Here is a 25,432-nt window from a genome sequence, read left to right on the forward strand (position 1 = left end):
ATTTAATAATATAGATATAAAAATCCATAGTTTTGCTGCCTGTATTCATGAGTTTAATTTATCAAAACGAACACAGACAAAAGAGTCTTACCTCAAAGAAAACAAAAAAGTTTTAGCGCCTGGTTTAATTGACAGTATTGAGTGCGACTTATCAATGAGTTTAGTTCTTCTAGTTTCAGTGCAAAAAAAATTACACCCGAAAGCCTTGCTGAATTCATTACCAACTAAATTATGTGGGGGGAGTGTAAACTTAAACTTTAAAGATCTGTCTAATTTTGCTCATTTTGAAAGTTTTAACGTCGCTATAAAATCAATTTCGAACAAGTACGGAAAATGGCTAGCCCCTCATGAGAGCGAAAAAAACCAATTAAATCAATTTTTAAATACCTTTCAAACGGGGGATTTTGTTTTAGTGTGTTCAGGTTACTTATTTTTAGAAAAACCAGCTGATAAGCATGGCGTTTTAGACAATCTTAAACACTCATTTTCTGAGAGTATGTTGAGCTGCGCAAAACTAACTAAACACATTTATAGCCAAAGTCATGAAAGACTTTTTTGGTCATATAACTATACTAATAGAAGCATATTTCTAGCGGGAAAAATGAGGGGAAAACTTTGAAATTACCTAACAGATTAACTTATACACGTTCAATTTCTCCAAGTATAGGTGTATTTCTATCGGTTAATGCAGATGGAAATATGGTTCCATTAAATATAAAAACGGTCAAAGTGTTAGGGCAGAAATCAAGTGCTTCGGAAGCGTTTGATAAAAAAGCAGCGATTAAAGGAAGCACTACACACGCAAAATTAGCTGAAGGTAACCCTCATACTGTTGAATATTGTCATGTGCCTTTTGAATGTAATACTTTACTGTGTAAATTTTCCTTGCGGGTAAACGCAAACTCTATTCAACCTTCTAATTGTAATGATAATGAGGTATATGCTTCACTTCGACTATTATCTGAAGCATATGAAAATTCCGGTGGATATAAGTATTTGGCTGAACGGTATGTCGAAAATTTATTTAAAGGAACGTGGCTGTGGAGAAATTCAGATGCTTTAAATATTAATATAAAAATCACGACTCAAAGAGATTTAGACGTTATATCTGAAAATATTACGCTTAATAAATATGACGAAAGTTATCCTAAAAATCTAGTTGGTTATAATGAATTGATAGAACAGTTTACCCAAGCGCTTTGTGATCCTAAGTCATGCTTATTCCTCGAAGTTGAAGCTCAAATTACGCCGTCGTTTATGCAAGAAATTTTCCCAAGCCAAGCATTTACTGAAAAAAATTCTGATGTAGGTCGAGTTTATCAGAATACAAAAATTGATGGAAAAAGAGCGGCTATTTTAGGTTCATATAAAATTGGGGCAGCTTTAGCTTTAATCGATGATTGGTATTCCGATGCGGATGAAAAAATTAGAGTTGGGGCTTTTGGCGTTATGAAGAATAAAAACACAAGTGTAAGGCATCCAGACACAAAAGAAGACTTATACTCTTTACTAATGGATACCGAAAATATAACAAAAGACCTAAATAGTAATAAAGATATAAAGCCTAACAACAAAGCTCATTTCGTTATCGCAAACCTTATTAAGGGTGGCCTGTTTCAATTAGGGAGATAATGATGAAAAGGTTTTATTTTATAATATCTTTTTTGGGGGATGATATTAACGAGGCGCTCCTCGTTGGTAGGTGCTTAAAGATATTACACGGTTTTTATCATCGCCAAAATATTGTTGATGTTGGAGTATCCTTCCCTGATTGGAGTAATACTTCAATAGGTAAGCGTATAGCATTTGTGTCGATTAATGAAAGCTCTTTAAAGTTCTTAAAAGCACAAAAGTACTTTGTTGAAATGGAAGAAATGAATTACTTTTTAATTAGCAAAGTTAATGAATGTATTTTAGAGCCTCAACATTCTGCTATTTTTAGCCGTAACCAAAAAATTGATGAATTAACTATAGCTGCTCAAAAGCGAAAATTATGCAGACTAATAAAACGAGCAGAAAAACGAGGTGAAGTTTATCAACCGAAAAGGGAGGAGCCTTTCGAAGCAATAATCCCTTTCTGTCATAAAATACCGGCAAGTAGCCATGGAAACCAAAATGATTTCGAATTAAATATTGAAAAAAAAGTGTTTAGTGAAGCGAATACAAGCACATTCAACTCTTATGGGTTATCAACAAATCTTAAAATAATGAATCCAGTGCCTATTATTTTTGATGACACGTAAGTAGCTGATATAAAACAATAAGTTGATTGGTGGTTGTTTTTAGGTGTTTTATTAATATATAACCTAAGTTATTGTTAATTATTAATATCTATAAATTTAATTATAGTGTCCTGCCGCATAGGCAGCTTATAAATTCAATACTGTGCAGTGAATAGAGTATTACATGTGTCCTGCCGCATAGGCAGCTTATAAAATACGACTGATGAACAGATTGATCGTTGACCAGTGTCCTGCCGCATAGGCAGCTTATAAATTAATGATGGGAAGTACATGGATAATTACATCAGTTGTGCTACCTAATGACATCTACTTCGACCACTGAATAACATTAGGTTTACCATTAATAAATTAAGATCACTTTGTGCGCTAATCGGAAGCTTCAAGTGAATAATTTAATACTTCGGCAATTAGCCATAAGCTGACCTTAGGTTTATACCTGTACTTGAAACTTGTTAGCCTAAAACTGCCACATATAATTTAAATATGTCTATTAATTTACACCTAAAATCTTATTCAATACTTTTCGTACAATTATCTACCCAATCTTAAAAGCGGACATTAGAATCAACTAAGCTCCACATAAAATTAGAGTAATAAATCTAAGGCGCTTTCGCCCCCAAAGCTTGGTAGGAAATTATTTTTAGACCATATACTCTAAGGAGTTAACGCCCCATTTATAGCTTCTATTGTGATGTATAGACAATAGAAGTTATATCACACCCTGAGCCTGAGATAGAGTTAACTGTCACTATTGCCACATGCTGTTTACTGACTATCCTCATATATGAAAAAGAAACCACAGTAACGACTTTTTCAGGCTAAAAGCTGATTTAAATAGAGCTAATGAAGTGGCCAAATTGTATGCTTACAACTCAAATAAAACATCACTACGGATTATATATTTAACTCCCTCACTAATCGGCACTGAACTGTGTATGCAATGTAAAGGATGCATGCCATGCGGAAAGCACAATATACTGCCGGCAGGGGTTCGAATGTCAACATGACTAACCTTATCCCCCGCTGTTGCCGGTTTAGTAGGATCATCAGCATTGACCATGAAACGTGTTTCACCACCTTCGAAGTCTTCACTTAATAGTATTAAAAAGGTCATTTGGCTATAGCGATCAGGATAAGCATTAGCGACTAGCTCATTATTAATAATACGACTACCCGGCCAAGAACCATCAGAATGCGGTTTAAAATAATCATCAGGATTATAACGATAAAACCGAAAACGCGCATTGATACCCAACGCTTTACTGCCTGAAAAAATAGCTTGTCGGTCATCCATTAAATGCGAAATGCGTTGCCAAATAATCCCATCAGTTTGTTCATCAACAATCCAAGTCAAGCTGTCGTTATGTCGCACACTTCGTGGTAAAGAAACAGCGGCATCGGGTAAAAAGCCTAACTCCTCACTAATATTAATTAGCCTTTCACATTCATCTTTGTCCAATACATTTAGTAACTGAAATGCACCAGACACCTGCACCAAGTCGTGTCGTTTAATATCACTGACATCATAATGTTCATCTAAGTGTGCAGCATTCACATGGCGGTTGCCCCATGCAGGTAAAGCGGGATGCTCTGCACCGGGTTCTAAAGCAGCGACAAAAAAGTCAGCAACTGTATCTGTTTTTGTATTCATTGTTTACTCCATTAAATACGGACTTATTTACTGATGACGCGTACCTGCGCAAACTGACGATGTCCAGCAGCAGTACCATGAAAACCAAAACCACTTTGTTTTGCACCGACCCAAGGTCCAATGCCGCCAGCACCTTGGTTGATTCCTACCATGCCAGCTTCCATTTGTTGCGCAACTTTATCTGCCCCAGCGCCTCCAAAAATTACAGCACCTAAGCCGTAAGCACTGGCATTGGCACGTTCAACCGCTTCAGATAATTGCTTAAAACGACTTATGGCAACAACGGGACCAAAGGTTTCATCTTTCTCTAGCAGCATATCGGGCGTGATATTTGTCACGACTGTAGGCTGTATAAAAGGTAGTTCATAATGATGCGTTCCTAATAAGAATGTTGCACCTTTAACATGAGCATCTTTTAGTTGAGATAGTACATGTTCATGTTGCTTAGGGTTAACAATAGGTCCAATGTTTGCATTGCTTTGATCCCAAGCACCCGCACGATATCGACGAGCTAAAGCGACAACTTTTTGCTCAAACTCATCAGCTATACGTTCATCAACATAAATGCGCTCGGTAGAGGTACACATTTGCCCCGTATTTTCAAAAGAGCTTGCCACCGCAAACTGAACTGCCTCATCGATATCAGCACTTGCCATTACGATAAGAGGGTCATTACCTCCTAACTCCATGACTAAACGTTTTAGTCCTGATGCCGCACTGGCCATAATATGTTTGCCTGCAGCTAATGAGCCGGTGAACGCAACCATATTGATCTCGCTATTAACTAACGCCTTACCGGTTTCTGCATCACCCTGTGCAATTTGTAACACTCCTTCAGGTAACACTTTATTTAAGGTTTTAACAAAAAGTTCGGCAACCAGAGGCGTTTCTTCAGACGGCTTTAACACCACACTATTACCAGCAACCAGTGCAGGCAATAATAAGTTATTCGCCATAGCCAAAGGGTAATTCCAAGGTGAAATAACAGCAACAACACCTAATGGTCGATATTGCATTTCAGCATTAGGTCCCATTGATTCAGTCTTTAACGCTTGCGCTATTTCCTGTGTAAAATAAGCGGGATTTTGAACGGTTCCAGCCACTTCATAACTTGCTCTACGGTAATCTTTACCCATTTCTTTACTGATCAATAATGCTAGCTGATCTTCTATTGCAGTAAGACACTCATAAGCCTGAACGACTATTTGTTGACGCTCATCAAGCGACAATGCTGCCCAAGATTTTTGCGCCTGCTTTGCACGTAAAACAATCGCTGGAATATCTGCAGGCTCAGCAATAGATACATCACCCAAAGGCGCTCGATTAATTGGGTCATAGGAGGTAAGTGTTGGCATGAAAGGTTTCCTAAAATTACATTACTGTAATCTGTTAATTTTCTGTTCTAAATTTGATGTATGAGATTTAAGCCATCAGAATTTATCAATTAATGACAAAATAGAAGCACGATGATGTCATGCGGTTATATCATCGTGTCTCATTATTTTTACGCGGTTTTATACGAGTGCATCTGGCCCAACACGTACAACTAACTTGCCGAAATTTTCACCTTGTAATAAACCAATAAAAGCATTTACTGCGTTCTCAAGGCCTTCAACTCTATGCTCTTTGTACTTTATTTCATCCGCATTTAGCCATTTAGACATTTGCTGACTAAATTCAGGGTAACAATGACCATAATCATCAAACACAATGAAACCCTGCATTTTAATGCGCTTAGTCAATAGTGTGCCCACTAACAAAGACAATCTGTCCGGTCCACTGGGTAATTCGGTTGCGTTATACTGAGAAATTAGTCCACATACAGGAACGCGCGCACAGCTATTCAGTAATGGCATAACAGCGTCAAACACTTTACCGCCAACATTTTCAAAATATACATCAATGCCTGATGGACAAACCGCCGCTAATTGCTCAGCTAAATTTTCACTTTTATGATCAAGGCAATAATCAAAACCTAAGATTTCAACCGCATAGTTACATTTGGTATCGCCACCAGCAATGCCTATCACTGTACAGCCTTTTAATTTGGCAATTTGACCCACTAGGCTACCTACAGCACCTGTTGCCGCCGCAACAACGACCGTTTCGCCCGCTTTTGGCTGACCAATATCAAGCAAACCCATGTAAGCTGTTAACCCTGGCATACCTAATACACCTAAAGCATGCGAGTGGTTAGCCATGTTGTTATCAAGCTTCAACAATTCGCTACCATTGATAACGCTATAATCTTGCCAACCACCAAAAGCGACAACCCAATCACCTATGTTATAATCGCTATGGTTTGACTCTTCTACGCGACAAACACTACCACCGACCATGACTTCATTTAAAGCAACAGGGTCTGCATAAGATTTAGCATCATTCATTCGCCCACGCATATAAGGGTCGAGTGAAAGAAAAACAGTTCGAAGTAATACTTCACCGGCTTTAGGTGTTGGTTTTTCGCTATTTACCAGCGTAAAGTTTTCAGCTGTTGGTGCGCCAAAAGGTCTAGATGCCAAAACCATTTGGCGATTTATATCAGTTCTTTGAGTCATGTTCATTCCTATTAAGAAAGAGCTAATGTAAAGAGATAGTGTTGAGAGGTATTAAAAAAGTCTGCGTGTGAACCTTTTAAAGTGATGCACACGCCACTTTTGCCTGTCTTAATCATTACAATGCTTGAGTTAAAATTTCACGGCTTATTGCTAAGGTAATATCGTTATTTTCGCCCAATGCCGTCATACCATGTTTCTCTAATCGTTCAATCAGTAAGTCGATATCTTTGCTACCAAGATCTACGTGAGATAAACGTGTTGGTACTTGCATTGTTTCGAAGAACTCTTCAGTTAAACGGATCGCTTGGTCAATACGTGCGTTGTCATCACCATCAGTTATTTGCCAAACGCGTGTCGCATATTGTAGTAACTTTTCACATTTTTGCTCTTTACGAACTTTCATTACCGCAGGCAATACAATAGATAGGGTACGTGCATGGTCGATACCAAAAGCACCGGTAAGTTCATGACCTATCATATGCGTTGACCAATCTTGTGGAACGCCTGCGCCGATAAGACCATTTAACGCCATGGTTGCCGACCACATAATATTGGCTCGAACTTCTAAGTTTTCTTTAGTCTCAGGTAATAACGCTTTTGGTCCTTCTTCAATTAAGGTCTGCATTAAACCTTCACTGAAACGGTCTTGCACTTTGCCATTAACGCTGTAAGTTAGATACTGCTCGATGGCATGAATAAAGGCATCAACGACGCCATTACTGATTTGACGATCCGATAATGACAATGTCACGCTAGGGTCTAACACCGCAAATAATGGACAAAGCAAAGGACTCTTGAAAGGTAGTTTATTACCATCACGTGTTACCACTGCGTTGCCATTACTTTCAGAGCCTGTTGCAGGCAAGGTTAATATCGCGCCAATAGGTAATGCTTTTGTGACGGCTTGCTGTTTAGCAAGAATATCCCAAGCATCGTCACCTTCATAAAGTGCAGCTGCGGCAATAAATTTAGCGCCATCAACAACGGAGCCGCCACCAACAGCAAGTAAATAATCAATGTTTTCCGCTTTAATTATTTCTTGCGCTTTCATCAAGGTGTCATAGGTTGGATTTGGTTCGATACCTGAAAACTCAAACCAAGTATGTTCTATAAGTGCATCACTCACTTGTTGATAGACGCCATTAACTTTAATTGAACCACCGCCATAAACCAATAATACTCGTGCGTCTAAAGGGATTTCTTTGGAAATAGCGGCAATTTGCCCTTCACCAAAATGAATACGGGTTGGGTTTTTAAAACTGAAATTTAACATTGTTATATCCTAAAACTTTTCAAAAAAGTAATTTATAAATACGTTGGTCTAAGCAGAAAATTGAGCGTTTTATCTGTTAATTAAATAATGCTTAATGTCACGTCAATGTTGCCGCGTGTTGCGTTTGAGTATGGGCAGACTTTATGTGCTTGCTCTACCATAGTCTGTGCTTTGTCTTTATCCATATCGCCTAATGAAACCGCAAGTTTCACTGCTATACCAAAACCGCCTTCAACTGCACCAATAGCGACTTCCGAGTTAATATAAGTCTCTCTAGGTAAACTGATTTTTTCTTGACCCGCGACAAATTTTAGCGCACCGATAAAACAAGCTGCATAACCCGCAGCAAATAGCTGTTCAGGATTAGTACCTTGCCCGTCATCGCCCCCTAAACCTTTGGGTGTTGACAATGTAACGTCTAAACGGCCGTCGTCAGATTTTGCAGTACCTTCACGACCACCAGTGGCTGTTGCTTTTGCGGTATACGCTATGTTTTGTAATTTTTTCATAATAAATTCCAGTATATTTTTGTTGAGTAAATAGTTAGTTTAAGCACCAGTTAATGACTAATTAATCCATGCCCCGTTTTTATAAAAACGGCTTATAAAGCGTACACAGGGTAATCGGTATAACCTTTATCAGTGCCGCCATACATGCTTGTTGGATCAACGTCGTTTAACGACCATTCGTTCTTAATACGCTCTGGTAAGTCAGGGTTAGCGATAAATGGACGGCCAAAGCCAAAAATATCACCATTGCCTTCAGTTAAAACTCTTAATGCTTTTTCAGGCGTATATTTACCGGCATACATCACTAAACCGTCAAAGGTTTTTCTTACCGCCTTGTAGAATTCTTCAGGTAAATCAGGCGCATTATCCCAATCCGCTTCAGCAAGTGATAAATAAGCGATACCAATATCATTTAGCGTTTTAATGGCTGCAATATAGGTTGCATGCGGATCGCTTTCTACTAAACCTAAATAAACCCGCACTTCATCAGTACTTTCAAATAATGGCGCAAACCTTACGCCTACTTTGTCAGCCCCCATAACGTCAGCAACGGCTTGCGTTATTTCCTTTAAAAATCGTAAGCGATTCTCTAAGCTACCACCATATTTATCAGTTCTATCGTTGGTATGTTCAGAAATAAATTGATTCACCAGATAACCATTAGCACAATGTAATTCAACACCATCAAAGCCGGCTTCTTTAGCATTTACCGCAGCTTGTTTGTACATTTGTACCAGCTCCTCAACTTCAAGAGTTGATAATGCCCGAGGCTCACTTGGATCAGCTAATGCGCCTTGCTGTGGGGCAGTTTCGATAAAAACTTTAACCGCATCAGCTTTCAATGCAGATGGGCCAACAGGTGCTTCTTGGTTTGGTTGTAATGATGTATGAGAAACACGACCAACATGCCACAATTGACAAAAAATAATGCTACCCGCATCGTGTACTGCTTGTGTTACCTGTTTCCACCCTTGAACTTGCTCTGCACTATGAATACCGGGTGTCCACGCATAACCTTGCCCTCTTGGTTCAATTTGAGTGCCTTCAGTGACCATAAAGCCAGCGCCAGCACGTTGCGCATAGTAATTAGCCATCAACTGATTAGGAATATTGCCCGGTTGAGAACTTCTAGAACGTGTCAATGGCGGAAGTACAATACGATTTTTAAGGGTATAAGGGCCAAGTTCTGTGGTTTTAAATAAAGTTGAAAATGTCATGCGTTACTACTCCAAAATAAAATTAATATAATCGTAGCGGTGATTAATAAATGAGTTCCAATGCTGTCACCGTTTTTCAACATTACTAGCACCACTAAGTGCTTAATTTATAAATTTTTTGTGCTATTTGTTAGGTACGTGGCTAGAGTTTGGTATTTACACATAGCCTATTGTTAATATGATTTCAGTTAATTTATTTGTTGAATAACAAAATAGTTCTCACCTCAATACTGACGCGACTTTGCGCGTTTTCAGCCACCGAAGGCAGTGAGAAAGCACTATGCGGAGTTCTATTAACTGCATTGCTTTTGTCGCTATCAAATACTTTAAAATTAAGTTGTTCTTTCGATGTCATTCGAGAGAAATAAAACCAACGATTGTTTTGGTTATAACTAAAACCTTCAATTTCCCCAACACGATCAGGATATGCAACCTGAAGCAAATGTGATTGCTCTGAAGTAACACTGCGCATATCCGCAAATGCAAGTGGGCTGTCTAACACCACATCAACTAGCGGTATCCAAGTATTAATAAATTGATAGCGATGATAGTCACTCGCCTTTAAGCCCTGTTTTTCAAGTTCAATATGTAAACGATATTGTGCAGAGCTAGCGACATAATCGTTGTGTACCGTATGAATAGGAGAGCGTTTTTCAGCGCGATGAAGCTTGTCTTCAACCGAACGAATTGTATGGTCGAATACCACGCCTTTGCTGGCATTGGTTAAGCCCATAAGATGTTTGATGATTTGCGGATAAAGTTCAGTGCTAACCATAGCGTCATCAAAATAATCAGCCATATGATATTTATTGGCAACTAAACCAAAACCATCTTCTTTCAGTGTCGCAGTTTTTGCTAATAAACGAGCATCCGTAATTTCAACCACGCGTTTATCCACTTGTTCGGTAAGAGTGTCGGCACTTTTTTTGCTTGTTGATAAATCAAACGTCGCTTGAATATTTGGCTTGATATAATTGATTTCAGCTGCAATGGTCGGCTGATTTTGATTTGCGGCATTCAATAACATAATAAGGTCCAATTAAGCTCAATAAATAACGAATTAACTTGATGGGATGTATGCTAATCTTCCTTTCATACAAATGAAAACAATATAAATTTGTTGGAGATACAAAAATGAGTGGTATCAATCGACTAGACATTAAACAACTGCGCGTATTACAGCTATTACTTCAGGAAAGAAATTTGTCAAAAGTTGCTCATATTATGGGCTTAACTCAACAAGCGATTAGTGAGCAATTGAAAAAAATTAGACATACCTTTGATGATGAAATGTTTATACGCACCAGTAATGGCGTAATTCCAACGCAAGTTGCAGAAAAGATGGAACATCGGGTAAATCAGATATTGGCGGATATCGACAACTTAATTACCGGCGAAAAATTTAACCCTGCTGAGCTTTCAGGAATATTACAAATAAGTTCATCAGACTATGCGCTAGTCACCATTCTTCCAATGTTATTAACGCAAGTGAATGCGTTAGCACCAAACCTAAAAGTGATCATCAGGGATTTTGAGTCGGATAATTTAAACCAACTGATGGTGACGGGTGAACTTGATCTTGTGTTTACTTTTCCTGAATTTATTCCTGAAAACTACCCAAACAAGCGTTTATTTGAAGACCATCATGTATGCGTAACAGGTAATAATTCAATTTATCGCGGGAAAAAATATAGCTTGTTAGAACTAGCACAGCTGCCACAGATTGTTATCTCACCTTCAAGACCTAATTTAAAAGGCTCACATGACTCTTGGTTTGCTAAACAAGGAATAAAAAGACATATACTCATGTCCGTGCCTAGTTTCTCTGCTGCATCAACCATTATTGAAGCGACCAACACCATTGCATTTTTACCATCGAGACTATTACCAGATCCTAAGTTAGTTGCGATAGAAATTGAACAAAACCCACCAAAATTTGACGTTATTGTTGCCTGGCATCAACGCTCAAATAATAATCCGTTACACCTGTGGTTATTGGGCTTACTGGATAATATCTTCTGCTCTGCTGAATAAATAGATAAACAGAAATTTAAGACTCTATACTATTAGCTTGACTCATTAATTATGAACATCAAATATCCATTTGACCTTTCAATAATATTAAGTTTTGAAAGGTTTTTTTATATATCCAGAGAATGTAAAATTAAAAGTTCGTATCAAGGAATTATTGTAAATATTAGTAAATATTCAATTAACTCCGGAGTAGTCTTCAGGCTCGTCTCAATCAGTAAAGGCTCGAACTATATAAAGTTAGTATCGCGAAATAGTAGCTATATAACTTTTGTTAACCCTTACCAAAAAAAGCAGATAGTGTGTAAATCAAACCTACACTCTAAGGTTACGTTTAATAACTTAAATAAAACTGTCAATTATGATTTTTTTGTCACACTGAATTTACAGTTAAGCTGAAGTCTTGGAAACTTATGGGGTAAATTTTTTTAGGATATATACTCTATGGCGTAATCGCCCCGAAATGCGCCTTCTAAAATCAATGTTCGCTTTGCGAAAATTCAAGATTAAAGGCCTGGCGCCATGGTTCTTATTTTTGTAAGTTGGCTAATAGCTTTTCACAGCTTGCTTTGAGTTGCTGTAATTCAGCCACTTGAAGTTGGCTTTTACAGAAAATAGCTTCTGGTACTGATTCAGCCTGACTTTTTAACTGTTGGCCTTGAGTGGTTAAAAATACCAATCTAACACGCTCATCTTCATCACTACGTTCGCGCGTTATAAAGCCTTTTACTTCTAAACGTTTTAGTAAAGGGGTTAATGTACCTGAGTCGAGATGTAAGTCATGGCCAAGATCCTTCACGTTAATACCATTTTTCTCCCAAATTACCATCATGGTTAAATATTGAGAATAAGTCAGATCGAGTGCGCTCAGTAGCGGACGATAAGAACGAATTAACGCATTTGAAGCGCTATAAAGTGAAAAGCACACTTGATTCTTTAATAATAACTGAGGCGTTTCTGCTTCATTTTGATCGCATGCTGTTGTTGATGAGCTCATATTATACCTCTGACTAAAAAGATTGTGCACAATATACTTGTATTTTGCTTTTTAATCGAGCTATAATCCCATAAATCAAATTGCTCACAACCTAATTGCGGGCAATTATATTAAATACCTACTAATTAAACATGTTCAAAAGGAAATCATTATGACAACCCTATATACAACAACAGCAACGGCTTCTGCAGGACGTAACGGACAAGTAAGCACAGATGATAATATACTCGACCTTGCACTAAGTTACCCAAAAGAGATGGGGGGAACGGGCGCAGCAACAAACCCTGAACAGTTATTTGCAGCGGGTTACGCTGCTTGTTTTTCAAATGCCATTTTACATGTAGCGGGAGGGCAAAAATTAAAATTAGCGACAGCACCTGTCTCTGCAGAAGTGGGTATTGGTCCTAATGAAGCGGGTGGTTTTGCATTAAGCGTTTCATTAGCGGTAACGTTAGAACTGGATGATGAGCAAGCAATCGCATTGGTTAAAACTGCACATCAAGTCTGCCCATACTCAAATGCCGTTAATGGTAATATTGATGTGAAACTGACCGTCAATGGCGCTGCATTATAATTCGCTTTATTTAGATAGTCATTAGACAGTAACAAACAAGGATTGAAAAATGAACACTCTCTTATTAACGGTTGGACGTGTTTTACTCGCATTCTATTTTCTGGTTCCCGGTATCATGAAATTTGTATCTTGGGATATGCATATACAGCTAATGGAAAAACACAATATGCCATTTGTCCCTGTGTTATTAGCATTGGCGGGAATCTTCCAAATAGTCGCTGCTTTGATGCTTATTGCAAATCGACTTACCGGAATCGTCGCATTGTTATTAGCAGGCTTGGTGTTAGTCATTAATATTTCGTTGCATGATTTTTGGAATTTTTCGGGTCTAGATGCCGCACATGAAATGCAAAATTTCATTAAGAACTTAGGCATTTTTGCGGGAATATTGGTACTTTCTGGTCATTCCCTGCCGGCATTTTTACAAAAAGAAAAGTAATGTTTTTAATTTTCATGAAGTTTATGAGCAATGTAGTTGCTTAATAGTTAACGATTCCAAAAAAACGAATCTATATGATTCGTTTTTTATGGCTTCTTATAAATAATGATTGCGAGTAATGCGTCTATTTTACCTCGGTATTTAGCCCCCTGTTGACAGTGTTGTAGCTAAGAGATTTTAGCTACCAATTTAGGAAAAATTATTCATATTTTCTAAGGAACTAAGTGCCCAGAAGCGCCATAGAATTCAATACTAAAAATCATATTAATCTAATGTCCGCTTTGGTATTTTCTAATCAAATTAGAATTTTTGACTTTATAGATTCCTGATGAAATTTGAACAATTCTATTATCTAACGCAGGGCTGATTTTCATCGGTTCAAATGGCGCTAGATAAGCCAAGGCTAAGGTCTTCTTTCGTATCTAAGTGAACATTAATATGACTATTTTTGAAGCCTTATTTAGGTCTGCAAAGTGGCTTGAGTTCAATCGGTGGATCAGGGTCGTAAACTTATCGTTTTTATATAAAAATTCACATTCATTCACAATTGATATTGTACCGAAAATTTTTGCACGGAATTAGATCTCAAATCCCCAAAGGGGACATTGAATCATGTAAGTTATAAATAAATTTAGAGTATTAATCCTATGGTGATTTCGCCACCAGAGCGAGATAGAAACTATAAGTTAGTGGCCAAAATCACTTGGCCACTACATAGTTATTTATTACTTTTCGGGGGGATTACCTTTGTATCTTAAAAAATTTGAGAGTAAATTTTTAAGCAGAGCAGCGAGTAAGTTCAAGTAATTCATCTCAGCACGTCTGCTCTCGAATACTTACCCTTTTATTTGTTCTTCCAATCGTTTTTTCTTTGCTTCGATCTTGGCAAACCAAATCAGAGGAATAATAATAAATGCAGTACCGATTGTCATGCTCAGATCTGGAATTTCATCAAACCACAATATGCCCACTGCAACTGCACCTAACAGGCCACTGTATTCGGCGCTGGCAATTTTACTGGCTTCAACAGCGCGGTACACCAGCACGCATATACCAGCATAAATTAAGATGAAAGTAGTGGACCCCGTAGCTGTTAGCATAGAAGCCCAATGCCAAGGTTTGTCTTCCCATAACGTTAACCCAAGCGCTGCTGGGACGCCAACGAGGTTGGTTAGCAGTAAAACTTGAAAGACATTATGATGTTTGGGCAATTTACGAATCAATATATTATTCATCGCCATCGTTAATGCTACGATCAGCGCGGCAATCGCTGCCCAGTTAATGTGTGTCGGCTTAACCACTATGAGCACGCCGATAAAGCCCAAAATTGCCACTGCAATTGAATGACGTGTTAGCTTTTCTTGAAAAAATATCATCGCTAGTGGCAGCATAAGTAAAGGTGCCGCATAGAAAATGGCATTAGCGGTGGCTAATGGCATAGCGTTGAGGGCTATAACCATAAATATAGCGCCAAATAACCAAATGTGGCCGCGTAGGACGTGCCACTTTAGACCATCGAACAGGCCATTTTTTTTACTGAAGAGGCAAAATGGTAGTAAAATTAACACTGCGCTTAATTGACGAAAAAAAACAAACTGATATACCGCACCATCTGCTGACAGCGTTTTTATCAAGGCATCTGAAAATACAGCAATCATATTGCCAATAATAAGTAACGTCATTGCTAATCCGACAGATATTTTTGGCATTTTATTTTTCCTACTACATTATAAAAAGTTTCAATTGAGATCAATCAACAATCCCTCGTCAGCTAAATGCTGAGATGGTTAGCATATTCCAATCCGTATCATGATGTATAATGATTAAAATACCATTAGCATGAGCTGAACTAATAATGAAATTACCTCCTTTACGTGCTCTGCAATGTTTTGAAGCAGTTGCGCGCATGAACAGCTTTTCAAAAGCAGCTGAATATCTTAATGTCACCCAGAGTGCCGTCAGTCATCAGGTCAGAGTACTGGAAGAGTACTTAGGTGAAAGTATGTTTAGCCGCCAGGGCCGTGTTTTTTCGTTGACTGAGGTCGGTGAGCGTTATTTTGAAGAGGTCAGCAGCTCATTGGCTAACCTCTCAAATGCCAGTCAGCTTATTCGGCATGGTAAATCCGGCAACATTCGTTTGGCGTTATACAGCTCTTTAGCGGTGAAATGGTTAATACCGAGGTTGGCGGATTTTCGCAAACAATACCCTGAAATAGATTTAACACTAAATATGGTAGCTGAGGAACCGGATTGCAACGATCAAGTCGCCGATTGTTTTATTACCGTGAATCCACCGAAACGTAACTTCGTCAATCACTTTCTCTATACTGAAAAACTCTATCCTGTTTGTGGGAAAAAGCTTTGGCAGCAGATCAGAGATAAACCTCTTCCCGAGACACTATGGCAGCAGCCATTGTTATCAGTAAAATATTCAGATTCGAATGAACACCTTGGTGAAGACTGGTTGCGTTGGTGTAAACGTGGCGGTTTTGAGTTACCTGAAGAGGTAAAAACAAGTCATTTTAGTCATGTATTACTTGCCGCTGAGGCGGCCCGCTATGATCTAGGGATCGCCCTCATTGATAATTACTTAATGACAGATCAAGACCGCCAGCATAACTTTGTCCGTATCCCAATGCATGAGCTTCTTACAGGAGATGATTTCTATTTTGTTTACAAGAATACGCGAGCCAAGCAAACCGATATTGTGAAATTAGGCAACTGGTTAAAACAGCAGTGCTTTGAACAGGAATCATCATAACTCTAAATTGGTATTAGCCAAAAAATAGGCTAATACCTTCATTGCAAATCGAGTGTGAATTACCTTTTAAATGTTTATTACCGCTTACTTATCAATAGTGCATTAATGTTGAGTTATTTCAGCTCAATATTTTGTCAATGTGGTCGTTGCAATCACTTACTAAGTAATCAAAAATGTCTGCTACTAGCAACGGACCTTAACTAGATACATTCACTTTTCCATGAAGTGATCATAAAATCTATGGCGCTAGGTGCCCCGAAGCGCCATAGAATTTAAAACCTAAAATCATATTAATCTAATGTCCGCTTTGGTATTTTCTAATCAAATTAGAATTTTTGACTTTATAGATTCCTGATGAAATTTAGAACAATTCTATTATCTAACGCAGGGCTGATTTGTCTCGGTTCAAATATCGCTAGATAAGCGAAGGCTAACGTCCGCTATCGTATCTTTGCTGACTATTTTAGGTCGATTTTTCATTAATAAAAGGGGCAACAATGTGAGACTAGTTAGCCTTAGGAAAGTATTAAAAAACATTTTCAAATTATCAATAGTTACGGTCTTAGTTTATGCTTTTTTCTTGATGGTAAGTTTAAAGTGTGGAGCTATTGTACGAATCCAAAATATAAAATTTACCATCAGCTATTAGTTGATAAATTGCAGTACGACAGTTTGAGGACTATAATCCCCACTCTATCGTGTAGATAGTTTATAAAAGATCTGGAAGTTACCAGCCACACCAAACAACACTCTGCCGAGAAGGTAGCTAATTAAAAAAAACATATGTAATTTAATTACATAAATTATGTCAACGTATGGTTGTATTATTTTATGCCAACGTATGGTTGCTTTGTTTTATATATTTGTTTTTAATGGATATTTTTATGATTTTTTTGTCAAGGTATGGTTGTATCAACATTTAAATCAGTTATCTACAAAAAATTCTAATGCTTCACTATTGCTAGCGTTTATTTACAGTATGTTGCTTCATACTCCCGACTAAAACTCTTTATCTTCAGTACCCTCAATGCCGTAATGACCTTCATTACTAGCAGAATAAATATGTTTGTATCTTTTTAAGAATAAGCTGAGAAATTTCTTCGCTAGTTAACCTCCTTATATGCTAAAGAGGTTAGTAGCGAAAAATATGTTGGCGTTAGTTTAATCGCTTATTTTGGGCAAGGCGCTCCAGCATCTATCCATACTCCTACTGCTCTGACGAAGTCTTGGTGTTGTCCCGGAGCTTTTTCTCTTCCTGGGCCAGGTGACCAACTCCATGCTACGAGCGGATCAAGTTTTGCGTGGTGTTCATGAAACTCTTTTTTGAACGTTACAAGGTCATCTTTACCACCACGTTGGGCTAAATGGCTGCTGTTGTGTTCAGGATCAAGCCACTTGTTACATAATTGCTCAACAGTGATCCCTTCAGGAATAATCATGTTTTGCTGTGGCATATGCCATACAAACCCTGGCATCGCTGGTGCTATATTACCTGGGGGCATACCTTTTTTATCACCATTACTATGTTGATGACAAGAAGCACAGCTTAATACAACACCGGGTACCTGTTTGAATGTCTCGCCATCTTTAAATAGCACAACATTATTAGCAACAGTAATGTTCATCGGGTGAGGGCGACGGTTGTCGCCAACCGTTGGATAAAAACTACCTTCTTTATCAACAACACCATGACAATTTTTGCAGCGCGGGTGGGTTGCAACTTGGTGCATATATTCAATGGCAGTTGCTGCCGTAGGTTTGTCGATAAACGCTTGATAAGGGTCATTTGCTAAGGCTGATACTGAGATGCCCGTTATGCTTAACACTAAGGCGCTAACACTGGCTTTAATTAACCTACTCATGCTGTGTCCCCTTGTTTTTGTTCAATCATGGCTTTTACAACCGGTGGAGTCATTGGCAATGACTTGAGTCTGAGCCCTATGGCGTTAAAAATTGCGTTACCAATTGCAGGAGCAACTACTGTAGTGCCTGGTTCCCCAAGCCCGACAGGAAATTCATCACTTTCCACAAACGAAATATCCATATCGGGTACGTCTTTCATCCGCAATGGAAAGTAGTTATGTAAATTGCTACTTGCTACTTGTCCGTTTTTAAATTCGGTCCCTTCATGCAGAGCTAGACTGACACCCCATAGCAACGAGCCTTCCAATTGCGCCAGCGCACCGTCCGGATGCACAACAACACCACAATCAACAACACAGGTCAGTTTTATTACTGTCACCTTGCCTGACTCAGGGTGTACTTCAATATGTGCAGCTAATGCAACCCAAGTGGGCATAGAACGCTCTTGACCAAAGCTTAATGCGATACCTATACCTTGGTTTTTAGGCAGAGTTTGTTGGGTATCTACTTTTTTAGTTAATTCGTTCAAAACATTTTTTAAACGGTTAGCACCACCGACTGAATGAGGTGCACTACCAGATTGTCGTCCCTGAGCATCAAGTAAAGCTAGTCTAAACTCTGCAGGATCTTGTCCGCTTTTATGGGCGAGTTCATCCATGAATGATTCAACGCTCCATTGGATCCAACCTGGTCCTACTGATCTTAACCAGCCGGGAACAAATGTTTTTTGTGCTAGATCATTGTTATAAACTAGCACTTTGTGGTTCGGCAATGAGTACCAGTGATCTGAACCGCTTGCAGAAAGCATATCAATTTTTTTCTTACCATCTTTACTTGGCGCTAAAAATCCTGCTGCCATCGCTTTAGTTGGCCAACCTGAGGTAAATCTGTGCTCAATGCCAATAACCTCATTGTCGTCATTAAGTGTGGCACTTAAATTACTGACACTAGGCGAGCGAGGTTGATCGAAATGAGCGTCATCTTCACGGGTAAATACCATTTTTACCGGTTTACCTATGGCTTTTGCCGCCAATACTGCTGGGATCATGTAGTCGCCAAATAATCGTCTACCGAATCCACCGCCTAAGTAATATTGATGAATAATAACTTGTGAGTCATCTACTTCAAGAGCTTTCGCGACTGCTGGGAGCGTAAGTGATTGCCATTGATTACCACTATGGACGTGCCATACACCCTCTTTAAATTCAACAACGGCGTTGACTGGCTCAAGCTGAAAATGCATTGCGCTAGAAGTTGTATAAGTCGAGTCGAATTGACTAGCTGCACTTTCTTGCGCGGTAGCGGTATTGCCGACATCAACTAGCAATGCGCCTGCCTCTTGATCTGCAATTAAAGCTTTACCGCGATTTTGTATATCAGCTTCAGAAATACTCAAAGCATCGTTGTGAAGATAGCTGACCTTTATTTTATCAACTGCTTGAACAGCCGCGGGGTAATTATCAGCAAAAACGACAACCCAGCCCTCAAGCCAACCGCTTGGGTCTGATAATTCCTTATAACCTTGATAACCAGTAATTTTTTTAGCGTTACTGTCATCAACGGATTCAACTTTATTTCCGTATCGCGATGGCGGCACTACAGGACGTGCGAAAATCATACCCGGCACTTCAACATCAATACCGTAAACCGCAGTACCATTAACTTTAGGTGGTATATCTAAGGCTTGACTTTGTTTACCTATAATCGTGTGATGTTTGCGTGACTTGATAGCATAGTTTTTAAGCTCGTCAGCAGAAACTGTTTTATTAAATTGTTGTGTTTTAATCAACTCAGCGAAGCTGATGCGTTGCTGACCACAAACGACAAAGCCATTTTCTGCGTGACAATCTGCTATTGATTTATTTAACGCTTTTGCGCCAGCCTCAATGAGAATGGCTCTGCCAGCAGCACCTGCGCGTGATAATGGCTCATAACTTTGAAATACTGACCAAGAGCCACCTGTGACCATGTAACCCCATTTTGGATTGGTGTTTACATGCTCAATAATAACGTCATTCCAGTCTGCCCCTAGTTCCTCAGCAACAATTTTAGCTAATGCAGTACCTACATGCTGACCCATTTCGGCGCGTGCGATATTAACCTTAATAACGCCGTTTTGATCTATTTCATACCAAACCGTTGGAGAAAAATTCTTGTCAGTTAGCATTTTGTTAACTGATGATTGCTGAGCAAGTAGTGATGGTGCAAAAGCTACCATGAAAGCGGCACCTACTGAACCAATCAGTAGGTTGCGTCGAGAAAGATCGATGTTGTCTTTACCTTTATCTGAGATGCTCATGATTGAATCTCCTGCTCATCTGGATAATAAATATTAACACCACTTATATCGGTGTCTGTTACTTTCGCTGCGCGCTTTATCGCTTTTTTAATCCGATGATAAGCCATACAACGACATAAATTGCCATTCATGTGCGTAACAATTTCTTCATCTGTTGGTGAGGGGTAGTATTTTAGTAAGGTAGCCGCTTGCATAATTTGTCCAGACTGACAATAGCCGCATTGTGGCACTTGTTCTTCTACCCAAGCTTTTTGTAATGGATGAGAATCGTTCAGTCCTTCAATGGTGGTGATAACTTTGCCCTGAGCTTGCTTAAGCGGAAAGTTACAAGAACGCACCGCTTGTTCGTCAATATGTATTGTACATGCGCCACACATAGCTATGCCACAGCCAAATTTGGTGCCTTTTAATCCTAATTCATCGCGAATAACCCAAAGTAGTGGTGTATCTTGTGGGGAGTTAGATTCAACATTTTTGCCATTTAAGGTAAACGTCACCATAGTGAGTCCTTTATATATTTCTTTATTAATTTATACCTTTAATACTAGCTCAAATACTTGCAATATTGTCATTTAATTTGCGTTATGAGTAATGTCAGCTAAGCCCAGTGCGTATTGAGAAGTTTGCTCTGGCCGTAGCTGTTAAATTTTATGTGCAGGGAAACCAAAGTGCATTAGATAATCGATTATTAATAACACATTTAGCATGCTTATATTTTGGTATGAAAAAGTCATTTATATTTTATCTGTATATGCGGTTTAGTGATGTAGTGAAGATAATAATTGATTGTATATCAAAAGCTTGAGAAGGGAAGAAGGCAAAGTATCAATTAAATCAATACCTTGCCTTTAAATATATCTACTGTGCGGCTCAGTTATAAATACATCCAGTTTAGAAGTAAAGAAAGTGTTATCCACATCAGTATAATTAACGGAATACCAATACGCATAAAGTCAGAAAACTTATAACCCCCCGCATTCATGACCAATAAATTGGTTTTATAAGCCATAGGCGTTGCGTAACTTAGGTTAGCACCAAATAATACCGCTAAAATAAAAGGTTCTGGCGATAGATTTAATTGGCTGGCCACGGAAATCGCAATGGGAGTTCCTATAACTGCTGCAGCATTGTTAGAAACAATATTGGTTAAGATAGCTAGTAACAACATTAATGCCGCTAAAATTCCACCTGGAGGTAAACCATATGATAAAGCAACAAATACTTGCGCTATATATTCTGCGCCGCCAGTCATCATCATAGCGGAGCCTAACGCCAATGATGCTGCAACAATTAATATAACTTGAGTGCTTAGCGCAGAAGAAGCTTCTTGCCAGTCTAAACATTTAGTCAGTAATAGGATTAGTACGCCACAAACCGCACTAATTTCAATGGGTAAAATACCAATAGCTGACGTTACAACCACAGCGAGCAATGTGCCTAATGCTATTGGCGCTTTGCTTGTTTGTGGTAATGATTCTGCACCATCTATTATCAATAACCCCGGTTTTTCTTTTAATAAGGCTATTTGTTCTATTTCACCTTGAACAAGGAGTACATCGCCAATTTTTAAGCGGGTTTTACCAATACCATTACGCCCAATCTCCATAGCCTTACCTGCTCTATGTAAGGCAACAACGGTAATGGCGTGTTTGTTAATAAAGTTAGCTTCTTGTAATGTACGACCTTCAATACCTGAACCAGCAATAATGACAATCTCAGCTAAAATTTGCTTTTCAGCTTTTAAAGGATGCTCTTCATCAACTTTATGCTGACCTGAAAATAAGGTGGCACCAAGCACTGTTTCGTACTCTTTAAGTCTGTCCGGGTAATCATGAACTTTTAATCTGTCACCAACAATGAGTACGGTATCTGGTAAGGGAATAATATTTTTATTTTCAGGTCCGCGCTGAATACTTTCTATCTTTAATTGTCCGTCTGTTAGGGCAATTATTTCAGTGATAGTTTTTTCGTTAACAGCACTTTCTTCATTAATATTAAGATAAGCACTGAAAATCCGAGGCGATGTGTCAGGCATTGAAGGGGATCTACTTGGCAGCAGCTTAGGTGCTACAAGCCATAAATAAATAACCGCGACAACGGAAGCAATAAGTGCTGGTTTAGCAAAGTCAAAAAGGCCAAATTCAGCTGCGCCCATATTGCTGGCAATACTAACAACCAGTAAATTGGTTGAAGTACCAATAGTGGTTGCCATACCGCCCACTAAAGTGGCAAGCCCCATGGGTAATAACATGGGTGACGAGTCAGTTTTAGTTCGCAAAGATACACTGATTAAAATAGGCAGGAGCAATACAACAACGGGCGTATTATTTATAAAAGCACTTAAAGTTCCAGCTAGTACGAGTGTAATTAACAATGACAACGCAGGACTGATTTTCCATAACTTAGCTAAATATCGTCCAATCGGTTCTAACGCACCGGTCCGCACAATACCGTGACCAATAATCATTAATGAACAAACGGTCACCAAAGCCTCATGGCCAAAACCAAAAAATAAAGTACTGGGTTCAAAGTGAACACCATCAACTGAAAATGGAAAAACTGCAAACATTACACATAATATAGCCATCACAGCTAGCGATGAGGTTTCTAGCGGTATATCTTCACGGCGAAATAAATATAATGCTAAAACGGTGATTAGCAAAACCGCCAATGCATGATGATTAGGGAGATCTGGAATATTCAAAAGTATACCCACTTATTGTAATAATTTAGTTATTAAAGCTAGCCGTTAATTTAGCGGCATAAGGAAATTGAGAGAGATTAATTATGCTCTTTCATGAATTCTAAAGCTTTAGATACAGCAACTTTGACGTTGTTTTCCATCTCAAACCGCTCAGAAGCGGGCAAATAGAAAGCCATATCAACTTCATGGCGTATGTAGCGTGTAGGTAATTGGTTTAACACAACGCAAACTAAGTCGGCAATGAACTCAGCATCATAGTTATCTTCTAGTTTCAAGGCTGTAAAATGTTGTGAAACTAACTTCTCGTAATAGTTATGTATATCGTCAGAAATTTTCATGTTTATGACTTTTTTTAATGGATATATTTGCAAGACTAATGCTAGTGCAATGAAAACACCAATCTTTTTTCGGCGTAAATACAAATTTTAAGTAAAAAATTGAATAGAGACGCTACTTTAAAACTGTTCGGATTTAGATATTTCGCGTTCTAATTTTGAAATGGCTTGGCGACATCGGCCAAGACGTTGATGTAGGGCAAGTGTTTCATCTGTTAATTGTTTAGATTTATTAGCTGGTGCTCCGTGCATTTGTCTTTCACGTATTTCGATCATTTCTAGTAATCGCCTTTCAAACTCAAAAGTTTCGTTAAGTTTATTGTGTAAGTTATGACTTGATTGCATCACCGCCTGTGCTGCTTTCTTAAAACGTCTGGATTTAATGGCAACAAGTCGTTGAGCAGGTTCTTTATGCAGAGTGCTATTTGAATTTAATGCATTTCTCAAGGCTGAAATCTGCTGCTCGATAATTAACAAGCGACTATGGGCAAGGGTGTTTTTATTAGCCGTTAACAGGCGAGACAATTCATTGGTTTTATCTTTTACTTCTGCCACATAAGGATGAAATTGATCACTGTGAGTGAGAAATAGCTTCTCAGAAAAAATATCATTTTCTTGAATTATTTTATGAGACTTTGAATGCTTATTTTGTTGGTCAACAAGTTTAGCTTGTTCGTCTATTTGATCGAGAATTGCATGAATTTTATTAATCGCACTTTGCATGAGAAATTTTCCTTAACTTAACCAAGCTTGATAGGCTAAATTAACTGACATAAGAATAACAACAGTGATAAAAACAGGGCGTATTAACTTACTACCAAATTTAATCGCCCAATGAGCGCCTACCCAAGCACCAAGCATTATAAAAATTCCCATCGAAATGCCAAGTACAAAATTAACGTGTCCAAGATAGATAAAGGTTAATAAGCTAAAGAAATTGCTAACAAAGTTGGTTGAGCGTGCTAATCCTGAGCTAAGGAGAATATCAATTTTGTACAGGGCATTTGATGAGCTTACCCAAAATGCGCCAGTACCAGGGCCTGCGACACCATCATAAAAGCCTAAAATGAGCCCTTGTATTATTTGTTTAATTTTTATTATCTTGTTTTTTATTGGTAAACCAAGAACTTCACTGGTAACGGATCTTGAGAATAGCGTGTAAATAGCGGTCAAAACTACAAGCACTGGAATGTATTTATCTAAAAACTCTACAGATAAAAAATTTACAATTATAGTGCCTAAAATCGCGCCGGCAGCAGTTGCTATAATAGATAGTCGCCAGTATTTAGGGTTAAACAGGTTTTTTCGATAAAAAGTAAACGACGCAGTAAGTGAACCGAAAGAGGCCGCGAGTTTATTTGTTCCAAGTGCAACATGGGGTGGTAAACCTGATGTTAATAATGTTGGCACTGTTAGCATACCACCACCACCAGCGATAGCATCAATAAGGCCCGCAACAAAGCCAACACTACATAAGGTTATCCATAAACTAATGTCGAGGACGGGATCAATAACCATAGAATATTTTGCATAGTAAATTTGAGGGCAACTATAGCACAATGAAACAGTGAATTTATGTCGATTTATAACTCATAGCTATAGAGCACGCTGACTTTTAAATTTTAGGTAGTTATTGGATGATAAATATACATAACCAATTTATTCACCTGTATTTTTTTTGAGCTTAGGAGCTTAAATTTAATCACTGAAAAAGCCCTGAAATGCCAATAAACCTGCGTAGAGTGGTTAATTGTTGTTAAAATTTTACTCGGTTACAAAATAATTGAAAATAAATATTAGCAACTGTTTCATTTTGTTTACGTTAACAACTGTTTTCTTTAAGTTATTGTTAATAAAGGTTTATGTTGCAGCTGGGTTTTTATATGGTTTTTTTACTTAGTTTAACTTTTAGTTACGTAATATATGTAGATTTACATTAATTAATAAACAAGAGAATCAAATTAACCCTATGTTTTAT

The 25,432-nt window shown here is 38.3% G+C and carries 23 protein-coding genes; 7 read left to right on the plus strand and 16 right to left on the minus strand.

The window, feature by feature from the left end; translation table 11 throughout:
- From H4J50_RS12740 to cas6f, 3 genes are all read left to right on the plus strand, one after another.
- On the plus strand, nucleotides 1-619 hold a 619-nt coding region (locus H4J50_RS12740), incomplete at its 5' end, for a hypothetical protein (RefSeq protein WP_182256845.1).
- Nucleotides 616-1,632: a type I-F CRISPR-associated protein Csy3 gene (gene csy3 / locus H4J50_RS12745; protein WP_182256847.1), complete on the plus strand. Its 1,017-nt coding sequence runs from the start codon at nucleotides 616-618 to the stop codon at nucleotides 1,630-1,632. The genes H4J50_RS12740 and csy3, both read left to right, overlap by 4 nt.
- Nucleotides 1,632-2,243: a type I-F CRISPR-associated endoribonuclease Cas6/Csy4 gene (cas6f, locus tag H4J50_RS12750; RefSeq protein ID WP_182256849.1), complete on the plus strand. Its 612-nt coding sequence runs from the start codon at nucleotides 1,632-1,634 to the stop codon at nucleotides 2,241-2,243. The genes csy3 and cas6f overlap by 1 nt, the downstream gene beginning before the upstream one ends.
- 865 nt (nucleotides 2,244-3,108) lie before the next feature.
- On the opposite strand, the gene H4J50_RS12755 is transcribed toward cas6f, so the two are convergent.
- The 7 genes from H4J50_RS12755 to H4J50_RS12785 form a co-directional block, all read right to left on the minus strand.
- Nucleotides 3,109-3,894 carry a 2OG-Fe(II) oxygenase gene (locus H4J50_RS12755; RefSeq protein ID WP_182256851.1) on the minus strand — a complete coding sequence of 262 codons (786 nt, stop codon included), beginning with the start codon at nucleotides 3,892-3,894 and terminating at the stop codon, nucleotides 3,109-3,111.
- A gap of 23 nt (nucleotides 3,895-3,917) precedes the next feature.
- Nucleotides 3,918-5,249 (minus strand): aldehyde dehydrogenase, encoded by a 1,332-nt coding sequence (locus H4J50_RS12760; RefSeq protein ID WP_182256853.1) that lies wholly within the window; start codon nucleotides 5,247-5,249, stop codon nucleotides 3,918-3,920.
- A 159-nt stretch (nucleotides 5,250-5,408) separates the two neighbouring features.
- Entirely contained in the window at nucleotides 5,409-6,452 is a 1,044-nt protein-coding gene (locus tag H4J50_RS12765; RefSeq protein WP_182256855.1) for an NADP-dependent oxidoreductase, read from the minus strand.
- A gap of 115 nt (nucleotides 6,453-6,567) precedes the next feature.
- Nucleotides 6,568-7,725 carry an iron-containing alcohol dehydrogenase gene (locus H4J50_RS12770; RefSeq protein WP_182256857.1) on the minus strand — a complete coding sequence of 386 codons (1,158 nt, stop codon included), beginning with the start codon at nucleotides 7,723-7,725 and terminating at the stop codon, nucleotides 6,568-6,570.
- An 80-nt stretch (nucleotides 7,726-7,805) separates the two neighbouring features.
- On the minus strand, nucleotides 7,806-8,234 hold the full coding sequence (locus H4J50_RS12775; RefSeq protein ID WP_182256859.1) for an organic hydroperoxide resistance protein: 429 nt from the start codon (nucleotides 8,232-8,234) through the stop codon (nucleotides 7,806-7,808).
- A gap of 92 nt (nucleotides 8,235-8,326) precedes the next feature.
- Nucleotides 8,327-9,451: an alkene reductase gene (locus tag H4J50_RS12780; RefSeq protein ID WP_182256861.1), complete on the minus strand. Its 1,125-nt coding sequence runs from the start codon at nucleotides 9,449-9,451 to the stop codon at nucleotides 8,327-8,329.
- Between the two features lie 193 nt (nucleotides 9,452-9,644).
- Nucleotides 9,645-10,478 (minus strand): CmcJ/NvfI family oxidoreductase, encoded by an 834-nt coding sequence (locus H4J50_RS12785; protein WP_182256863.1) that lies wholly within the window; start codon nucleotides 10,476-10,478, stop codon nucleotides 9,645-9,647.
- Nucleotides 10,479-10,585: 107 nt separating this feature from the next.
- Between H4J50_RS12785 and H4J50_RS12790 the strand changes: the two genes are divergently transcribed.
- Nucleotides 10,586-11,485 (plus strand): LysR family transcriptional regulator, encoded by a 900-nt coding sequence (locus tag H4J50_RS12790; protein ID WP_182256865.1) that lies wholly within the window; start codon nucleotides 10,586-10,588, stop codon nucleotides 11,483-11,485.
- A gap of 526 nt (nucleotides 11,486-12,011) precedes the next feature.
- Here H4J50_RS12790 and H4J50_RS12795 read toward each other — a convergent pair.
- A complete protein-coding gene (locus tag H4J50_RS12795) occupies nucleotides 12,012-12,479 on the minus strand; it encodes a MarR family winged helix-turn-helix transcriptional regulator (protein WP_182256867.1) in 468 nt (155 codons plus the stop codon).
- 151 nt (nucleotides 12,480-12,630) lie between these two features.
- Here H4J50_RS12795 and H4J50_RS12800 point away from each other — a divergent pair, with 151 nt between their 5' ends.
- Both H4J50_RS12800 and H4J50_RS12805 read left to right on the plus strand, forming a co-directional pair.
- The gene (locus H4J50_RS12800) at nucleotides 12,631-13,053 is read left to right on the plus strand and encodes an organic hydroperoxide resistance protein (RefSeq protein WP_182256869.1); all 423 of its coding nucleotides are present in this window, start codon (nucleotides 12,631-12,633) and stop codon (nucleotides 13,051-13,053) included.
- A gap of 49 nt (nucleotides 13,054-13,102) precedes the next feature.
- Nucleotides 13,103-13,492 carry a DoxX family protein gene (locus H4J50_RS12805; RefSeq protein ID WP_182256871.1) on the plus strand — a complete coding sequence of 130 codons (390 nt, stop codon included), beginning with the start codon at nucleotides 13,103-13,105 and terminating at the stop codon, nucleotides 13,490-13,492.
- An 836-nt stretch (nucleotides 13,493-14,328) separates the two neighbouring features.
- On the opposite strand, the gene H4J50_RS12810 is transcribed toward H4J50_RS12805, so the two are convergent.
- Nucleotides 14,329-15,201: a DMT family transporter gene (locus H4J50_RS12810; protein ID WP_085302967.1), complete on the minus strand. Its 873-nt coding sequence runs from the start codon at nucleotides 15,199-15,201 to the stop codon at nucleotides 14,329-14,331.
- Nucleotides 15,202-15,347: 146 nt separating this feature from the next.
- Here H4J50_RS12810 and H4J50_RS12815 point away from each other — a divergent pair, with 146 nt between their 5' ends.
- Nucleotides 15,348-16,253: a LysR substrate-binding domain-containing protein gene (locus H4J50_RS12815; RefSeq protein WP_085302965.1), complete on the plus strand. Its 906-nt coding sequence runs from the start codon at nucleotides 15,348-15,350 to the stop codon at nucleotides 16,251-16,253.
- A gap of 1,169 nt (nucleotides 16,254-17,422) precedes the next feature.
- Here H4J50_RS12815 and H4J50_RS12820 read toward each other — a convergent pair.
- The 7 genes from H4J50_RS12820 to H4J50_RS12850 all read right to left on the minus strand — a co-directional run bounded on the left by H4J50_RS12820 (nucleotide 17,423) and on the right by H4J50_RS12850 (nucleotide 24,972).
- Nucleotides 17,423-18,115: a hypothetical protein gene (locus H4J50_RS12820; protein WP_108455300.1), complete on the minus strand. Its 693-nt coding sequence runs from the start codon at nucleotides 18,113-18,115 to the stop codon at nucleotides 17,423-17,425.
- On the minus strand, nucleotides 18,112-20,415 hold the full coding sequence (locus H4J50_RS12825) for a xanthine dehydrogenase family protein molybdopterin-binding subunit (RefSeq protein WP_182256873.1): 2,304 nt from the start codon (nucleotides 20,413-20,415) through the stop codon (nucleotides 18,112-18,114). The genes H4J50_RS12820 and H4J50_RS12825 overlap by 4 nt, the downstream gene beginning before the upstream one ends.
- Nucleotides 20,412-20,915, minus strand: a complete 504-nt coding sequence (locus tag H4J50_RS12830; protein WP_108455301.1) for a (2Fe-2S)-binding protein — start codon at nucleotides 20,913-20,915, stop codon at nucleotides 20,412-20,414. Before H4J50_RS12830 ends, H4J50_RS12825 begins: the two co-directional genes overlap by 4 nt.
- A gap of 374 nt (nucleotides 20,916-21,289) precedes the next feature.
- Complete coding sequence (locus H4J50_RS12835; protein ID WP_182256875.1) at nucleotides 21,290-23,119, minus strand: SLC13 family permease; 1,830 nt, start codon at nucleotides 23,117-23,119, stop codon at nucleotides 21,290-21,292.
- A 77-nt stretch (nucleotides 23,120-23,196) separates the two neighbouring features.
- Nucleotides 23,197-23,457 carry a late competence development ComFB family protein gene (locus H4J50_RS12840; protein ID WP_108455302.1) on the minus strand — a complete coding sequence of 87 codons (261 nt, stop codon included), beginning with the start codon at nucleotides 23,455-23,457 and terminating at the stop codon, nucleotides 23,197-23,199.
- Nucleotides 23,458-23,574: 117 nt separating this feature from the next.
- Nucleotides 23,575-24,177 (minus strand): primosomal replication protein PriC, encoded by a 603-nt coding sequence (priC, locus tag H4J50_RS12845; protein WP_108455303.1) that lies wholly within the window; start codon nucleotides 24,175-24,177, stop codon nucleotides 23,575-23,577.
- Between the two features lie 12 nt (nucleotides 24,178-24,189).
- Nucleotides 24,190-24,972: a TSUP family transporter gene (locus tag H4J50_RS12850; protein ID WP_182256877.1), complete on the minus strand. Its 783-nt coding sequence runs from the start codon at nucleotides 24,970-24,972 to the stop codon at nucleotides 24,190-24,192.
- Between the last annotated feature and the right edge of the window lie 460 nt (nucleotides 24,973-25,432).

Origin of the sequence: Colwellia sp. 6M3, from assembly GCF_014077595.1 — a bacterium.
Lineage (GTDB): Bacteria > Pseudomonadota > Gammaproteobacteria > Enterobacterales > Alteromonadaceae > Cognaticolwellia.

What these genes read in the sequence shown, in the direction of transcription:
- cas6f (WP_182256849.1), top strand. Translation starts at nt 1,632, where the DNA reads ATGATGAAAAGGTTTTATTTTATAATATCTTTTTTGGGGGATGATATT.
- H4J50_RS12755 (WP_182256851.1), bottom strand. Translation starts at nt 3,894, where the DNA reads ATGAATACAAAAACAGATACAGTTGCTGACTTTTTTGTCGCTGCTTTA.
- H4J50_RS12760 (WP_182256853.1), bottom strand. Translation starts at nt 5,249, where the DNA reads ATGCCAACACTTACCTCCTATGACCCAATTAATCGAGCGCCTTTGGGT.
- H4J50_RS12765 (WP_182256855.1), bottom strand. Translation starts at nt 6,452, where the DNA reads ATGACTCAAAGAACTGATATAAATCGCCAAATGGTTTTGGCATCTAGA.
- H4J50_RS12770 (WP_182256857.1), bottom strand. Translation starts at nt 7,725, where the DNA reads ATGTTAAATTTCAGTTTTAAAAACCCAACCCGTATTCATTTTGGTGAA.
- H4J50_RS12775 (WP_182256859.1), bottom strand. Translation starts at nt 8,234, where the DNA reads ATGAAAAAATTACAAAACATAGCGTATACCGCAAAAGCAACAGCCACT.
- H4J50_RS12780 (WP_182256861.1), bottom strand. Translation starts at nt 9,451, where the DNA reads ATGACATTTTCAACTTTATTTAAAACCACAGAACTTGGCCCTTATACC.
- H4J50_RS12785 (WP_182256863.1), bottom strand. Translation starts at nt 10,478, where the DNA reads ATGTTATTGAATGCCGCAAATCAAAATCAGCCGACCATTGCAGCTGAA.
- H4J50_RS12790 (WP_182256865.1), top strand. Translation starts at nt 10,586, where the DNA reads ATGAGTGGTATCAATCGACTAGACATTAAACAACTGCGCGTATTACAG.
- H4J50_RS12795 (WP_182256867.1), bottom strand. Translation starts at nt 12,479, where the DNA reads ATGAGCTCATCAACAACAGCATGCGATCAAAATGAAGCAGAAACGCCT.
- H4J50_RS12800 (WP_182256869.1), top strand. Translation starts at nt 12,631, where the DNA reads ATGACAACCCTATATACAACAACAGCAACGGCTTCTGCAGGACGTAAC.
- H4J50_RS12805 (WP_182256871.1), top strand. Translation starts at nt 13,103, where the DNA reads ATGAACACTCTCTTATTAACGGTTGGACGTGTTTTACTCGCATTCTAT.
- H4J50_RS12810 (WP_085302967.1), bottom strand. Translation starts at nt 15,201, where the DNA reads ATGCCAAAAATATCTGTCGGATTAGCAATGACGTTACTTATTATTGGC.
- H4J50_RS12815 (WP_085302965.1), top strand. Translation starts at nt 15,348, where the DNA reads ATGAAATTACCTCCTTTACGTGCTCTGCAATGTTTTGAAGCAGTTGCG.
- H4J50_RS12820 (WP_108455300.1), bottom strand. Translation starts at nt 18,115, where the DNA reads ATGAGTAGGTTAATTAAAGCCAGTGTTAGCGCCTTAGTGTTAAGCATA.
- H4J50_RS12825 (WP_182256873.1), bottom strand. Translation starts at nt 20,415, where the DNA reads ATGAGCATCTCAGATAAAGGTAAAGACAACATCGATCTTTCTCGACGC.
- H4J50_RS12830 (WP_108455301.1), bottom strand. Translation starts at nt 20,915, where the DNA reads ATGGTGACGTTTACCTTAAATGGCAAAAATGTTGAATCTAACTCCCCA.
- H4J50_RS12840 (WP_108455302.1), bottom strand. Translation starts at nt 23,457, where the DNA reads ATGAAAATTTCTGACGATATACATAACTATTACGAGAAGTTAGTTTCA.
- priC (WP_108455303.1), bottom strand. Translation starts at nt 24,177, where the DNA reads ATGCAAAGTGCGATTAATAAAATTCATGCAATTCTCGATCAAATAGAC.
- H4J50_RS12850 (WP_182256877.1), bottom strand. Translation starts at nt 24,972, where the DNA reads ATGGTTATTGATCCCGTCCTCGACATTAGTTTATGGATAACCTTATGT.